Raw genomic sequence first — 14676 nt, 5'->3', positions numbered from 1 at the left:
ATGATGGAAGGTTCCTTGAAGGGATGTAATGATACTGATACTTAAACGCATTACAATCTTAAAAACAATGAAGAAAAAATTTGGAGGTAGAGTATAATGGTGAAAAATTTACAAGATACAACAACGTTGCATAATGGCGTTAAAATGCCTTGGTTCGGATTGGGCGTATTTAAGGTGGAAGAAGGACCGGAGCTGGTAAATGCAGTTAAAGTGGCCATTAAACATGGTTATCGCAGTATCGATACGGCTGCCATTTATGAAAATGAAGAAGGGGTAGGCCAAGGAATCCGTGAGGGCATAAAAGAAGCCGGAATCTCAAGAGAAGACTTATTCGTAACTTCAAAAGTCTGGAATGCCGATTTAGGATATGAATCAGCAATTGCGGCTTACGAAAAAAGCTTAAAGAAACTTGGCTTGGAGTACTTGGATTTATATCTTATCCATTGGCCAGTGGAAGGAAAATATAAAGAAGCCTGGAGAGCGTTGGAAACTCTTTATAAAGAAGGAAAAGTAAAAGCGATCGGTGTGAGCAATTTCCAGATTCACCATCTTAAAGATTTAATGGAAGATGCAGAGGTGAAGCCGATGGTCAATCAAGTGGAATGCCATCCGCGTTTAACTCAAAAAGAAGTTCAGGCGTTCTGTAAGGAACAAGGGATACAACTCGAAGCGTGGTCACCATTGATGCAAGGTGAACTTCTGGATAATGACGTTTTACAAGCAATTGCGGCCAAGCATGGCAAATCAGTTGCACAAGTCATTTTGCGCTGGGATATCCAAAATGGGATTGTAACGATTCCAAAATCCACTAAAGAACATCGTATTGTAGAAAACTCATCTATATTCGATTTCGAATTGACGGAAGAGGAAATGAACCAAATTGATGGATTGAATCAGAATCACCGTGTTGGTCCAGATCCTGATAATTTCGACTTTTAATCAAGTATGAAGGAGAGGGACGGGATATCCGTCTTTCTCTTTTTTTATTAGATCTCCGCATTGGCGGGCATGGAAATGCTGTACCAACAGACGATGTCGTTTACAATGAAAGATTCGGGAATCTGATTATTTGACACAGAATTAATCAGATGATATAAATGCATGTGCATGCATTATATAAAAAAAGGAGATAAAAAATTATGAATGATTTATTTTCACCTTATCGCATAAAAGAACTTGAACTTAAAAATAGGATCGTCATGCCGCCGATGTGCCAATACTCCGTCGAAGCGGAAGATGGTATACCAACAAACTGGCACCAGCAGCATTATGTAAGCAGGGCAGTTGGCGGCACGGGATTAATTATAGTGGAAATGACCGATGTGGAGCCTGATGGGCGCATTTCGAATCGTGATCTTGGATTATGGTCCGACGACCAAATTGGAGCTTTCTCCAACATCGTTAAGGAAGTTCATCAATACGGTGCAAAAATCGGGATACAAATTGCCCATGCAGGCCGTAAAGCGGAGGATGCCGAAACTCCGGTGGCACCATCAGCCATTGCGTTTGATGAAACGTACAAAACACCAAGAGCTTTAGAAACGGAAGAAGTGAAGGAAATGGTCGATAAATTCCGGGCATCGGCCAGAAGGGCTGTTCAAGCAGGATTTGACGTAATCGAATTACATGGTGCACACGGATATTTAATCCACCAATTTACATCACCGCTTACGAATAAACGTGATGACGAATATGGAAAAGACCTGACCAAATTCGGAGTGGAAGTCATTAAAGCAGTGAAAAGCGAAATGCCTGCCGACATGCCTTTAATCATGCGCATTTCTGCAAAAGAATACGTTGAAGGCGGATATGGCATTGAGGACAGCATTGCCTTTTCACAAGTCTTTAAAGAAGCAGGCGTCGATATGTTCCATGTAAGCTCTGGAGGAGAAGGCCCGATTGGAGCAGACGGAAGACCGGGTACGCATGCTAGCTATCAAACTCCATTGGCCAGGGAAATCAAAAAAGCTTTGGATATTCCAGTGATTGCTGTAGGTCGATTAGATGATCCGATTCTAGCAAATTCAATCATTGGCAATGAAGAAGCCGATTTGGTAGCCGTCGGCAGAGGGATGCTGCGAAACCCTTATTGGGCACTGGAAGCATCTAAAGCTTTGAATATAAAAACGGAGATCCCTAAACAATATCAACTAGGTTTCAAGCATTGATACGGATTTTTAAAACGCCGGCGAATATTATATTCGTCGGCGTTTTTTTCATTCAGGCTCCAATGTGACTATTGTAGGGATTATTCGTTGTGATTGGATTTGATGTATTTACTTAATAAATGTAAATAAATATAAAATTGAATAGTTTGTTGCATTTTTGCCGATCGATCATTCGGGAAAATGGCAATAAAGCCCTAAGAATCATTGCGAAAGCAATGCCCGTCATGGAATTTATTGTAAGCCTTTTCATATGCAATGTAACAGGATTTCCATTATGGTTAAGAGTGGGAATTATACCTATAAATGGGTATGTCCCGGTTGGGAAAGAAAGTATTTATTCAACGTGATGGAAGGGGAGCGAATATGTATACAGAGCGATTTGAAAATGCTGCTGAGTCCAATGAAATCGTAGGGGGAAAAGCTTTAAATTTAATTAAAATGACGAAGTTGGGCATGCCCGTGCCAAATGGGTTTGTCATTAGCAATGATTCATTTATGCACTTCGTGGAAAGAAATGAACTGGATTTACAAAGTGAAGCCATCCAGTCCGGGATTATGGAAGCGAACATCCCGGATGATTTGTCAAGCATCCTGTTGAGCTCTTTTCATGAGCTGCGAGAAGATTATACATCAGTGGCAGTCCGTTCCTCTTCAGGTGCAGAAGACCTGGAAGGGGCATCCTTTGCCGGTCAGTATGAAACATACCTGAATGTTAAAACGGATGAAGAATTCCTATCAAGGGTAAAAGGCTGCTGGGCTTCCTGTTTCGAGAACCGGGTTCGGCAATATAGCGAAACCATTCATGAAAATGCTGAAAAAATATCAATGGGCGTTGTGGTCCAAGGTCTGATACATTCAGATGTTTCAGGGGTGATTTTCAGCCAGGACCCCGTTACATACAATCCAGAACATATAGTGATAAATGCCAGTTATGGGCTTGGGGAGGCGGTAGTATCTGGTATCGTGACACCCGATACCTATTTGGCTAAACGTGATGGTACGAAGATCGAGAAAATCAAGGGCAGCAAAGAACTGAAAATCGTTTCCAGCTCCACAGGCACGTTAGAAGTGGAAACCACAAAAGCGGAACAGGATGCATATTGCCTCAATGATGTGCAGCTTACACAGTTGATCGAATTGACACTGGATGTGGAGAAGCATTATGGACATCCTGTCGATTTGGAATTCGCCATTCAAGATCAAATGGTATATCTCTTGCAAGCTCGCCCGATTACAACAGTGATCGAAGACGCTGAAGTCATTCCAGAAGCCAGGAAAGAATTTATTTTGGAACGAACTGATAAGGATGAATTTTGGTTTTTGATCGATTCAAGATTTCCTGATCAAATTTCCCCATTATTCGCATCCATAGTCACCCAACCATTTTATCAAGGAATGGCTAAAGCGACAGAGGAACTCAGGGAACCGTCGGGATACATCCAAATGAAAGTCCATAACGGGTATTATTATGGAAAGCAAATCCACCTAGAAACAGACCCACAGCAATTATTCATGGAAAACGAAAAGCTTATGGAGAACTTGTATCCAGATATGACGAACAGGATGCATGATATTATCCATGATCATTTATTGCCAATTTATCGATATATGGATGAAGAAACTTCGAAGGAATTCACGGCAGCCAAAGCCATAAGAGGGTTGGGTGAGTTAGAAGGGTTTTTCAAAGAGGTCTATTACTGGCATTTCATGATCGTCCTTCCGCATGCGAGTATTACTATTAAACTTGAACGGCTATTTAAAAGCTTGCTGGGGACCGAACCACTCCATGAACTCTACCAATCCATGGCTGGAGTGATGAATAAGTCACTGGAGTCCGATCGAATACTGTGGCAATTATCGTTGAAAGCGAAGAATGAACCTCAGTTGCTGAAGGTGATCATGGATGCTGATGAAGGAAATTTATCCCGTGATCTGAGCGCGTTTGGAAAAGGGAAGGATTTTCTGGAACGTGTTGATAATTTCGTCAATGTTTACGGGTACAGATGCCTTAAGGCACATGATTTCGTTGGGGAAACCTGGATTGAAAATCCTGAGCATGTACTGCAAATCATTAAGAATTTCATCATTAATGGATATGATTTCGATAAAGAATTCGAAACGGCAGTAGCTGACGGGAAACGGATATACCAAAGGTTTTTAAATGGAATTGAAGATTCTGCTGAGCGGGACTTATTTAAAAAATATTACCAAATGGTCTTGGATGCTGCTGTAATCACGGATGATCATCATTTTTATATTGATGCCATGTTCGATGCAAAGGCACGCTTATACTTATTGAAAGTAAGTGAGCTTTTAGTTGAACAGAACGTGCTGGATGACGCAGAAGATATTTGGTTTTTATATAAAGATGAGGTCATATCCGCTTTGGATGCCTCCCACTCTTTAAGGGAAACGGTATTGGAACGGAAAAGGCAATATGATTTGCAGGGTAAAATGAAAACGCCATCATTTTTTGGCAAACCTACGGATGATGATCGTGCTTTCGTGGAAATGGTGTTTGGCTCATTGGAAGAAAACAAGGAAAATACGGCGAGTACGATTAAAGGAATTTCAGCATCCGGAGGAGTATGCGAAGGAAAAGTCAAAGTGATATCCGGAATGCATGAAGCCTCTAATTTTAAAAAAGGAGATATTCTGGTCTGCAGGAACACGACACCAGTCTGGACGTCCTTTTTCCAGGATGCAAAAGCAATCATTACCGATACAGGCGGCATGCTGTCCCATTCTGCGATCATTGCTAGGGAATATCGGATTCCGGCAGTGTTAGGGACAAAAGTAGGAACGGATCGCTTAAAAGATGGAGATCGTGTCATTGTCGATGGGAATACGGGAACCGTTACGATTATCGATGGATGAGCAAGTAGAACACAGTGTTGTTTTAAGGACTGAGGTGAAAGAATGAGCAGACAGAAAGAATTCCTGATGATCATTTTTACTTTAATGGCGGCGTTTCTCGTACCGATCAATTCAACGATGATTTCGATAGCACTGGGCTCGATTTCAGACTTTTACGGTTTGGATATTCACAGTGTCACTTTGGTCGTCACCATCTATCTCATTGTAATGGCCGTTACCCAGCCGATTGCGGGTAAACTTGGGGATTTATATGGCAATCGAAAAATCTATATAATTGGCATATTACTATTCCTTGCTGCCTCGATAGGATGCGGGCTTGCGCCAAATATAGGCATGCTTGTCGCTTTTCGATCACTGCAGGCCATAGGGGGCGGATTGCTGATCCCGAATGTCGTTGCCCTTATCCGACAGACCGTTTCACGTGAGCGGCTGCCGGGGGTGTTGGGATTTTTCGGGTTGGGAATGGGTCTGGGAGCGGCAGTAGGTCCATTGATAGGCTCGCTTTTGATTGCTGTATCCAGTTGGAAAGCGATATTCTTGGTTAACGTCCCTTTTTTATTGGGTGCACTTGCTGGAGGCATTTTTCTTTTACCAAAAATGCAGAAAAAGCATTCCCGACAGCCATTGGACGTTATCGGTTCCATTTATTTAGCCGTTACGATCACTTTATTGATTACTTTGACTCATGCAGAATCAACGACGATGTACATCGTACTCGGTATGGGGAGCCTTCTGTTTCTGGGATTATTCGTACGGAAAGAACGTTCTGTCCCATCCCCGATTATAGACTTTAGCTTATTTAAGAGTCCTATATTCGTGAATGCCAATTTATCTGTGTTGATCAATAATTTCACGATGTACGCGATTTTGTTGGTCATGCCGCTGATCATGACCACAAAAATGGATATTTCGGTTTCCGTGAGCGGTGTCATGTTATCACTGTTCTCCATTTCAATGGCTTTAAGCAATATGATAGGCGGACAGCTTAATCGGAAATACTCTTCGGAAAAGGTCATATTCCTTTCATTCGCCATCACTGTGTTAACGAATCTATTATTCTTATTCGTCATCCACATCCAGTCGCTTATGTATTTAGCCGTCACACTTATCGTGAATGGGTTGGCTATCGGTTTAGGGCTTACAAGCATGCAGGTCGCTTCCCTGGAAGCAGTGGAGGAATCCGCATCGGGATCGGCATCGGGAATCTTTTCGACCTTTCGATATTTTGGGAGTATCATCTCATCTACATTGATAGGAATCATCGCCAATTATTCGATCCTTTTCGGTATCCTGATAGTGGCGGCAGTTTTAGGAGCCCTTTTAACCAGGGTGGTCTTTAGAAGCAATAATAATTTGAGTGTTGGCTGATAGTTAAATTTCATCAGCGAATCCATTACGTGATGTTTAACTGGAAATTTTGCTATAATGAAAAAGATAAATCAAACGATAATTCGAGGTGCTAATTATGGAAGAAATCAAAATCATTACAACTGAAGAAGTGGAAGCTAAGCTTGAGGCAGGCGAAGCGATGGAACTTGTCGATGTTCGTGAAGACGAAGAAGTGCAAGAGGGAATGATCGAAGGCGCGAAACATATTCGCATGAATGACATCCCGGCGAACCTTGACTATTTTGATAAAGAAAAAGAATATATTTTTATCTGCCGTTCAGGACGCCGCAGTGAAAATGTATGCCACTATCTTCAGGAACAAGGATATAAAGTGGCAAACATGGTTGGCGGAATGCTTGAATGGGACGGCGAAGTCATCGTTAAGTGAAGTTCTTCAAAAAGACCTGTTACTTTTGTAAGCGTAAATCCAAGAATGTGACGGCTTATTTGAATGAAGAAAGAAAAAAGATCATGGTTTGTTCACAATGCCGTGAATATGCGGAAAGACGCGCATATTTGAAGGCGTGAAAAAAAGAGCCCTTTCATCATGAAAGGGCTCTTTTTTCTGTATGAACCTCCCCCCTGACGGGAATGCAAAAATTATATGTTAAAATTAGGGTGTTGAAATCAGAAAATATAGAAAAAGGAGAGTTGAAGAATGAATGTTCATAAAATAGCGGTCATTGCGGGTGACGGGATTGGCCCTGAGGTGATTAATGAGGGTGTAAAGGTACTTAAAGAAGTGGCTGCAATTGCCGGGGATTTTTCTTTCGAGTTCACCTATTTTCCATGGGGCTGTGAATATTACATTGAGCACGGCAAAATGCTGCCCGACGACGGACTGGAACAACTGATGAAGTTTGACGCCGTGTATCTTGGGGCTGTCGGTTACCCTGGTGTCCCTGACCATATTTCCTTACGTGAACTTCTGCTGAAAATCAGAAAGGGATTTGACCAATATGTGAATGTTCGACCCGTTAAATTGCTTCAAGGTGCACCCTGTCCATTAAAAGACGTGTCTCGTGACCAAATCGATATGGTTGTCATCCGTGAAAATAGTGAAGGGGAATATTCCGGTGCCGGTGATTGGCTTTTTAAAGGCAAGCCGGAAGAAGTGGTACTGCAGACGGGGGTCTTTTCCAGAAAGGGAACGGAGAGGATCATCCGTTATGCGTATGAACTTGCGCGTAAGACGGGCAGGACGCTAACGAGCATAAGCAAGGCGAACGCATTGAATTATTCAATGGTTTTTTGGGATCAGGTTTTTGAAGAAATTGGACAGGAGTATCCGGAAGTAGAAACGAATTCCTATCTGGTCGATGCGGCAAGCATGTATTTTGTCAAACAGCCCGAACGCTTTCAAATCGTCGTCACCTCCAATTTATTCGGTGACATCATCACGGATTTAGGTGCTGCCATTGCAGGCGGGATGGGACTGGCGGCTGGTGCCAATTTAAACCCGGAACGGATTTATCCATCGATGTTCGAACCGATTCATGGTTCAGCCCCGGATATTGCACATCAAGGCATCGCCAATCCACTTGCGGCCATATGGTCCGCCAGTCAGATTCTCGATTTCTTTGGGCATGACATTTGGGGTGCAAAAATTTTGGACGTGATCGAACAGGTGATGGTCGATAAAAAGGCGCTGACTCCTGATATGGGCGGGGCAGCTTCTACAGAAGAAGTCGGGGGTGAAGTTGTTGCAATATTATCCGCGTTACAAACAAATCAAGTATAATCATCATGAAAAATGGGCATCCTGCACAATAACTATCATTATAGTAAAAGGGCGGGGAGCCGATGATACAAGTAAAATTATTTGATTATGAGCATGAAAAGGATCTAGAGGACGAAATGAACTTTTTCCTTGAAGACATTCGCGATAATCAAATCGTCGATATCAAATATAATGTCGCCACTACAGGTGAAGAGGAAGAGGAACAGATCTACTGTTTCAGTGCGATGATCATCTATAAGAAAAAATAAAGGCCGGCCGGCAAGGCCATATCATTCATATCAGACTACCTATTGCTGCAAGGCGGGCAATCCAAGGTAGTCTTTTTTTCGCTCGTTGCCGTGCAGCGCGAATATGCTGAAGGGTAGAAAAAAGTTTTTGGAGGCCTCAACATGCCCTATTATTATAGCGAAGAAGTGAAGTTATTATTGGTCGAACAATCGGATGAAAAAGTGGAGTTGTTATATGATTCCAACCCAAATACCTTCGAATTGCCGCTTATTGGACCAAGACCGCCATATTATTATAACCCGCGATATGTGCCGTATTATCCCGTGATTTAAGGGTGAACATAAAAAGGGAAAATGGATGAAGAACGGAGTCTGCTGAATTGGGCTGCCTTGGTCTTTCAATGAGTGGACTAAATGCAGCCTCAATTCGATTCAACGAAATTCCCGATCATAACAGATGACATTAGGAAAAACTGACTATATTCTTCTATGAATTTTACAAATACGGAGATAATGGTTAAAGTTATAAATAATACATAGTGCGGACTGGTGTATTTAAAGGAGAGATCCATTTTGGATAACAATATGAAACAACTAATAGAAAATATACAGCAATCGGATGGTGGCCATATTTTATACTGTTTTAATGAATTGGAAGCCTACATTGAAAATGAGGCAACTTTCATCATTGCCGGTGTTGAACAGGGAGACCATATCCTGGTCGTCGAAAATGACCGTATCTTTCCTTTCGTGTACAAGAAATTGCAGCTTCATTTAAATGAGGAGCAGTTGGAGCAAGTGCATCTTATGAATAATTTTGATTTTTATTGTTTTCATGGAGACTTCCATCCTTCGACGATGGTTAATTATTTCTTGGAAAATATCGATACATACACTGAACGCAATCAGCACGTGCGGACATGGGGCCATGTTGAATGGGGCCATGACGATCAAGTCAGCTTAGCGATAGGCGAATATGAAAAAGGAATCGACAAACTGATCAAGGAAAGAGGATTGATTTCAGTTTGTGCATACGATGACTGCAGATTGCCTGCCGAGCTAAAAACAAACTTGATCAAGCATCATGGAGTCCTGATAACCGATGAAAAAATCACGATTTTAGCAAACGGATAGAATCAAAGGAGCGAGTTATTTGGAAAGTTTTACGGAACGGGTAATTAATATCATACAACAAATCCCTTCCGGTAAAGTGATGACATATGGTCAGATCGGACAGCTTGCCGGAAGTCCGCGCGGTGCAAGGCAGGTCGTAAGGATCCTTCATTCAAGCAGCAAGAAACATGACCTTCCTTGGCACCGGGTAATCAATGCCAAGGGAGAAATCGGCATAAAAGCGGAGGGCGCCGCAGAACACCAGAAGGCGATGCTGGAGAGTGAAGGCATCACATTCACGGAACGGAATACCATTGACCTCGAAGCTTTTCGCTATCATCCAGAAATATTTTAAACGGGAAAATCGGATAAAAGAGGCGGCGCGGATGCGGACTAAAAAACTGCGGGACGGCCAAATAACGATCGCATTAAAAGAGGCTGATCCGCTTGGATCAGCCTCTTTTTAGGAATTATGAACGGGCATACATGGCAGCATTCATACCGGCGAGTCTTCCTGTTACTAATGCCGATGTGATATTATAGCCGCCTGTGTATCCGTGTATATCCAGAATTTCACCGCAGAAATACAGTCCGTCCATCAGTTTGGATGCCATTTCTTTTGGGTGTATTTCTTTGACGGTTACGCCGCCGCCCGTTACGAAGGCTTTTTCTAGCGGCTGGGTGCCGTGTACTCCGAATTGGAAGTCCTTGCATAACTCTGCAAAGCGGCGGATTTTTTCATTTGATATCGTCGCTCCTTGTTCTTGAAGTTCGATGCCGCTTCGCTCAAGCAGAAAGTGAAGGTATCGTTCAGGAACTAAACCTTTTAAGGTATTTTTTATGGCTTTTTTCGGTTCGGCTTTGATTTCCTTCATGATGTCTTGAAAGACCTCTTCCTTGTTTCGGTCCGGCAGGGCATCGAGTTTCATTGTCACTTCCGACAGGTTCCATTTTTTCATCGCTTTCACGACGAATTGGCTGCATCTTAGAACAGCTGGACCGGAGACGCCAAAATGGGTGAAGAGCATATCCATTCGGTGTGTGATCAGGGCCTTGCCCTTTGGATTAAGGACACTCAATGAAACATCGCGAAGTGCGAGACCTTGAAGTGTGCGATCTTTAATGAATGTTTCATGGCTAAGTACGGGAACTTCAGTTGGGAACAGTTCGGTAATCGTATGCCCCGCCTTTTTAGCCCATGCGTAGCCGTCGCCGGTTGAACCGGTGTGGGGAACTGATTTCCCGCCGACTGCAATCACGACTGCATCTGTATCAATGGTCTGTCCATCTTTTAACCGGACACCGCTTGTTTTTCCATGTTCATAGAGAACTTCCGCAACTGGAGAGTTCTTATAAATCGTTACTTTTAAATTAGACAGGCGCGTCAGAAGGGCATCCACGACACTTTGCGCTTTATCGTTGACAGGGAACATCCGGCCATGGTCCTCTTCTTTAAGGGCCACGCCCAATTTTTCAAAGAATTGAATAATGTCTTCATTATTGAACTCTGAGAAAGCACTGTATAGAAATCGCCCGTTTCCAGGGATATGCTGAATGATTTCATCGATTGAGAGCCTGTTCGTCACGTTGCAGCGTCCGCCGCCCGAGATGGCAAGCTTCCTGCCAAGCTTCTCGCCCTTATCCACTAACAAGACATTGGCCCCTTTTTCCCCGGCTGCTATTGCTGCCATCAATCCGGAAGGACCGCCGCCAATTACCACTACATCATATTTCAAATTGATCACCACTTTATCATTTTCAGTCCCTTCATTATATAGCAAGAGCCCGTCAGATTGCGAATGTAGAAAAAAAGGAATTATTTGTTTGTGTATTATCTTCGAAAACGATAAACTTGATTGTAGTTTTCTATAGAAAAAATACTTTAATATGATAAGATAAAGAGCGTGTGAAACGTAACTGACAGAGGCAGGAAGGGATTAGATGTCATCTAAGTTTTTAAAAGGGGCTTTTATATTAACGCTGGGAGCGATTATTTCCAAGGTACTTGGTTTATTTTACGTCATCCCATTTGAACATATGGTTGGGAATAAAGGGGCTACCCTTTATCAATATGGGTACGTTCCATATACCATTTTCATTAGCTTTGCAACGGCAGGCATGCCGCTTGCTGTTTCTAAATTCATTTCGAAGTATAATGCGCTCGAGGAGTACGCCGTCGGTGAGAAGTTATTTAAATCGAGTCTGAAATTAATGGTTGTCACCGGTTTTCTTGCTTTTTTGATTCTCTATACGATGGCACCGATGTTCACTGGAGTCTTTGGGGTCAAGCAGGAAGATGTCGAAGCTGTCACGGAGATCATACGGGCAGTCAGCTTCGCCTTGATTTTTGTACCGTTCATGAGCATCATCCGCGGCTTCTTTCAAGGTCATGAAGCGATGGAGCCAACGGCCATATCTCAAGTTATCGAACAAATTGTCCGCATCGTGTTCCTTTTGGCTGGTGTGTATGTTGTTTTGAATGTCCTTGATGGAGAGTTAGTGAGAGCCATCCAAATGGCTACCTTCGCGGCGACGGTCGGGGCTGTCGGCGGTTTAGTAGTGTTATTTTGGTATTGGAAAAAACAAAAACCCCATTTGGACAGCTTGATGAAGAAAGACCGGGGGACGATGGAAATTTCCCTGAAGGAGATCTATAAAGAAATATTTCTATCGTCGATTCCTTTCATATTCGTCGGAATCGCGATGCCATTGTTTCAGTTTGCGGACTTATTGTCTTTCAATAAGGCGATGTCGTCCATCGGGCTGCAGCATGTCGCAGAAGATGCCCTTGGGGTGTTGAATGTATATGCCCAGAAGCTTGTCTTGATTCCGATGACGCTTGCAACCGGGTTTTCAATGGCGCTTCTCCCTTCGGTGACGAAGGCATATGTAAGCGAGGATTCGGAAGAGTTAAACCGCCAGCTGAACCAAGCTTTCCAAATTTTGTTGTTCATTACGATACCGGCGGTCGTTGGCATGTCGGTGCTAGCCGATCCAATCTATAGTGCCTTTTACAGCCATGATCCACTTGGAATCAGCGTCCTGAAGGCATATGCGCCCGTTTCCATCTTGTTTGCGCTTTTTTCCGTTTCGGCGGCCATTTTACAAGGGATCAATCAGCAAAAATATACGGTGCTCAGCCTGCTTTTGGGCTTTTTAATCAAGTTGAGCTTGAATATCCCCTTGATCAAGTTGTTTGAAACGGAAGGATCCGTTTATGCTACGGCATTCGGCTACTTGGCTGCTGTGCTGCTGAATTTGTATATCATTACCTACTTTACTGGATATCGTTACAGCCTTACCATCAGACGATCTGTTTTGATTTCAGTTTTTTCAGTGATAATGGGACTGGCTGCATGGGGCATGAACAGTTTATTATCGCTGTGGCTTACAACGGAAGGGCGATTCCAGGCGATTTTGATCGTGGCCGTTTGTGCAATTTTTGGAGCGCTCATTTATGCGGCGCTTGCCTTGAAAAGCAAACTTGCCCACCGTTTGTTCGGTGCCCGGATCGATCGGTTAAAAGCTAAATTAGGATTATAAGCTGGAAGTTTGATGTGTAAAAAAAAGGGTATTGAATGGTTAATCCCCAAATTAAAATATAGTGGCCTTGCCTTTCATTAAAGTGGGCAAGGCTTTTTACGGAAAAGGCTTTAGGAGGAAACGATGAGAATTGATAAGATTTTATCCAATATTGGTTATGGCAGCAGGAAAGAAGTGAAAAAGCTCCTGAAATCTGGCGCCGTCAAGGTCAATGACAGGCTGCTCAAGGACCCGAAGGAACAAGTGGACCCTGATACGGAAATCGTGACGGTTCATGGTGAACGGGTTGAATATAGGGAATTCATCTATTTAATGATGAATAAACCGCCAGGCGTATTGTCGGCAACGGAAGACAACTACCAAGAAACGGTCATCGACATCTTGGAGCCGGAAGATTCGGTTTTCGAGCCATTTCCTGTAGGCCGTCTTGATAAGGACACAGAAGGTTTATTGTTGATCACGAATGACGGAAAGCTTGCCCACCAACTGCTTTCCCCGAAGAAACATGTCCCTAAAACATATTTTGCGGTCATTGATGGCGAAGTGACGGAACGGGATATCGAGGCATTCCGCAATGGCGTGACCTTGGATGATGGATACGAAACAAAACCAGGTGAATTGAACATTTTAAAATCAGGTCTGACATCGGATATCGAGCTGACGATCATGGAGGGGAAGTTCCATCAGGTGAAGCGGATGTTTGAGGCCGTTGGCAAACGTGTCGTCTACCTAAAGCGTCTTTCCATGGGGAGTTTACAGCTTGATGAGGAACTTGAGCTTGGTGAATACCGTGAGTTGACGGCGGAGGAACTTGAACAGTTAAAGGCGGGTCAACCGGCTGAATGATATGTGGAAACAAAAAATGAGGCGGACAAAAATTGTCCGCCTCAAAGTATTTTACATATCGATCCTGTTCGGGTGGTCGTTCTTTTTACGATGACATCTTCACCTTTTTACTTGTTGTAGTCCAAAGGCCTCGGCTTGGGCTTTGAACAAGGTCATTGTATGCTAAGACATTTAAATCGCGCTGCACAGTTCGAGGAGTGATGCCAAATTCTTCTACAAGCTCTTGAGTAGAAACCGTACCGTTATTACTAATGAACATATAAACGGATTTAATACGGGTTAACATGCGATTTGTTGAAGGTTTCAAAAAATCACTCCTTATTCTTTTCATTGTTATTTTGAACAAATGAAAACAACCGATATGTCGGACAGCATTTCAGCTGTCACTATGTACTTGCTATACCCACCCTATAACTCCTCGGAAACATTTAGAAAAAATAAGATGTCATTAGCTTCATTCTACCCCTTTGCAAAAGCAAATTCTAGGAAAAGATACTAATTGACTAAATATTACATTTATTATATCAAATTTTAACAAAATTATTCTTTAAACATATACAAAATTAATAAAGAGTTGTTCCATTCTTGAACATATTTTGCCAATACAGGACGCTTAATATGCATTTCGAGATGTCACACAACACGAACGTTGACTTTTAAGGCATGTACATGTTACTTTACTTAAAATGATCATAAATCGTAATTATTACGCTTTGTGTAATAGGTGCTTGATGGCTTGCGGTTACGATGTCATAATGAGGTATCGGGCAGT

General features: G+C 42.7%; 14 protein-coding genes. 12 read left to right on the top strand and 2 right to left on the bottom strand.

Annotation, left to right across the window (positions count from 1 at the left end):
• The first annotated feature begins 96 nt into the window (after positions 1-96).
• The 10 genes from AC3ISB_RS21130 (at position 97) to AC3ISB_RS21085 (ending at position 9870) form a co-directional block, all read left to right on the top strand.
• Entirely contained in the window at positions 97-939 is an 843-nt protein-coding gene (locus AC3ISB_RS21130) for an aldo/keto reductase (protein WP_098372029.1), read from the top strand.
• A gap of 200 nt (positions 940-1139) precedes the next feature.
• Positions 1140-2168, top strand: a complete 1029-nt coding sequence (locus AC3ISB_RS21125; RefSeq protein ID WP_141993990.1) for an NADH:flavin oxidoreductase/NADH oxidase — start codon at positions 1140-1142, stop codon at positions 2166-2168.
• Between the two features lie 363 nt (positions 2169-2531).
• Positions 2532-5045, top strand: a complete 2514-nt coding sequence (locus AC3ISB_RS21120; protein WP_489274141.1) for a PEP/pyruvate-binding domain-containing protein — start codon at positions 2532-2534, stop codon at positions 5043-5045.
• Between the two features lie 42 nt (positions 5046-5087).
• Positions 5088-6413 (top strand): MFS transporter, encoded by a 1326-nt coding sequence (locus AC3ISB_RS21115; RefSeq protein WP_489274139.1) that lies wholly within the window; start codon positions 5088-5090, stop codon positions 6411-6413.
• Between the two features lie 97 nt (positions 6414-6510).
• Positions 6511-6822, top strand: a complete 312-nt coding sequence (locus AC3ISB_RS21110) for a rhodanese-like domain-containing protein (protein ID WP_034309364.1) — start codon at positions 6511-6513, stop codon at positions 6820-6822.
• Positions 6823-7092: 270 nt separating this feature from the next.
• A complete protein-coding gene (locus AC3ISB_RS21105; RefSeq protein WP_489274137.1) occupies positions 7093-8175 on the top strand; it encodes a tartrate dehydrogenase in 1083 nt (360 codons plus the stop codon).
• Positions 8176-8237: 62 nt separating this feature from the next.
• Complete coding sequence (locus AC3ISB_RS21100) at positions 8238-8423, top strand: sporulation protein Cse60 (RefSeq protein ID WP_048682016.1); 186 nt, start codon at positions 8238-8240, stop codon at positions 8421-8423.
• Positions 8424-8564: 141 nt separating this feature from the next.
• A complete protein-coding gene (locus tag AC3ISB_RS21095; RefSeq protein ID WP_169803975.1) occupies positions 8565-8735 on the top strand; it encodes a hypothetical protein in 171 nt (56 codons plus the stop codon).
• 240 nt (positions 8736-8975) lie between these two features.
• Positions 8976-9536, top strand: a complete 561-nt coding sequence (locus AC3ISB_RS21090; protein ID WP_489274135.1) for an MEDS domain-containing protein — start codon at positions 8976-8978, stop codon at positions 9534-9536.
• A 79-nt stretch (positions 9537-9615) separates the two neighbouring features.
• Positions 9616-9870, top strand: a complete 255-nt coding sequence (locus tag AC3ISB_RS21085; protein ID WP_063232865.1) for an MGMT family protein — start codon at positions 9616-9618, stop codon at positions 9868-9870.
• A gap of 115 nt (positions 9871-9985) precedes the next feature.
• Here AC3ISB_RS21085 and AC3ISB_RS21080 read toward each other — a convergent pair whose 3' ends face one another.
• The gene (locus AC3ISB_RS21080) at positions 9986-11251 is read right to left on the bottom strand and encodes a BaiN/RdsA family NAD(P)/FAD-dependent oxidoreductase (protein ID WP_489274133.1); all 1266 of its coding nucleotides are present in this window, start codon (positions 11249-11251) and stop codon (positions 9986-9988) included.
• Between the two features lie 205 nt (positions 11252-11456).
• On the opposite strand from AC3ISB_RS21080, the gene AC3ISB_RS21075 reads away from it, so the two are divergent.
• Complete coding sequence (locus tag AC3ISB_RS21075; RefSeq protein WP_141993981.1) at positions 11457-13058, top strand: putative polysaccharide biosynthesis protein; 1602 nt, start codon at positions 11457-11459, stop codon at positions 13056-13058.
• A gap of 123 nt (positions 13059-13181) precedes the next feature.
• Complete coding sequence (locus tag AC3ISB_RS21070; protein WP_076364518.1) at positions 13182-13904, top strand: pseudouridine synthase; 723 nt, start codon at positions 13182-13184, stop codon at positions 13902-13904.
• Positions 13905-13989: 85 nt separating this feature from the next.
• Here the strand turns inward: AC3ISB_RS21070 and AC3ISB_RS21065 are convergent, their stop codons facing one another.
• On the bottom strand, positions 13990-14211 hold the full coding sequence (locus tag AC3ISB_RS21065) for a DeoR family transcriptional regulator (protein WP_034309346.1): 222 nt from the start codon (positions 14209-14211) through the stop codon (positions 13990-13992).
• Positions 14212-14676: the final 465 nt, after the last annotated feature.

The organism is Peribacillus sp. GL_122 (assembly GCF_057835005.1).
The sequence above is the reverse complement of the archived record's forward strand: the minus strand, read 5'-3'. Positions and strand labels throughout refer to the sequence as shown.

Bases quoted from the DNA above. Each gene is read 5' to 3' on its own strand.
- AC3ISB_RS21115 (WP_489274139.1), top strand. From the start codon at position 5,088: ATGAGCAGACAGAAAGAATTCCTGATGATCATTTTTACTTTAATGGCG.
- AC3ISB_RS21120 (WP_489274141.1), top strand. From the start codon at position 2,532: ATGTATACAGAGCGATTTGAAAATGCTGCTGAGTCCAATGAAATCGTA.
- AC3ISB_RS21110 (WP_034309364.1), top strand. From the start codon at position 6,511: ATGGAAGAAATCAAAATCATTACAACTGAAGAAGTGGAAGCTAAGCTT.
- AC3ISB_RS21095 (WP_169803975.1), top strand. From the start codon at position 8,565: ATGCCCTATTATTATAGCGAAGAAGTGAAGTTATTATTGGTCGAACAA.
- AC3ISB_RS21100 (WP_048682016.1), top strand. From the start codon at position 8,238: ATGATACAAGTAAAATTATTTGATTATGAGCATGAAAAGGATCTAGAG.
- AC3ISB_RS21070 (WP_076364518.1), top strand. From the start codon at position 13,182: ATGAGAATTGATAAGATTTTATCCAATATTGGTTATGGCAGCAGGAAA.
- AC3ISB_RS21125 (WP_141993990.1), top strand. From the start codon at position 1,140: ATGAATGATTTATTTTCACCTTATCGCATAAAAGAACTTGAACTTAAA.
- AC3ISB_RS21075 (WP_141993981.1), top strand. From the start codon at position 11,457: ATGTCATCTAAGTTTTTAAAAGGGGCTTTTATATTAACGCTGGGAGCG.
- AC3ISB_RS21130 (WP_098372029.1), top strand. From the start codon at position 97: ATGGTGAAAAATTTACAAGATACAACAACGTTGCATAATGGCGTTAAA.
- AC3ISB_RS21085 (WP_063232865.1), top strand. From the start codon at position 9,616: ATGACATATGGTCAGATCGGACAGCTTGCCGGAAGTCCGCGCGGTGCA.
- AC3ISB_RS21105 (WP_489274137.1), top strand. From the start codon at position 7,093: ATGAATGTTCATAAAATAGCGGTCATTGCGGGTGACGGGATTGGCCCT.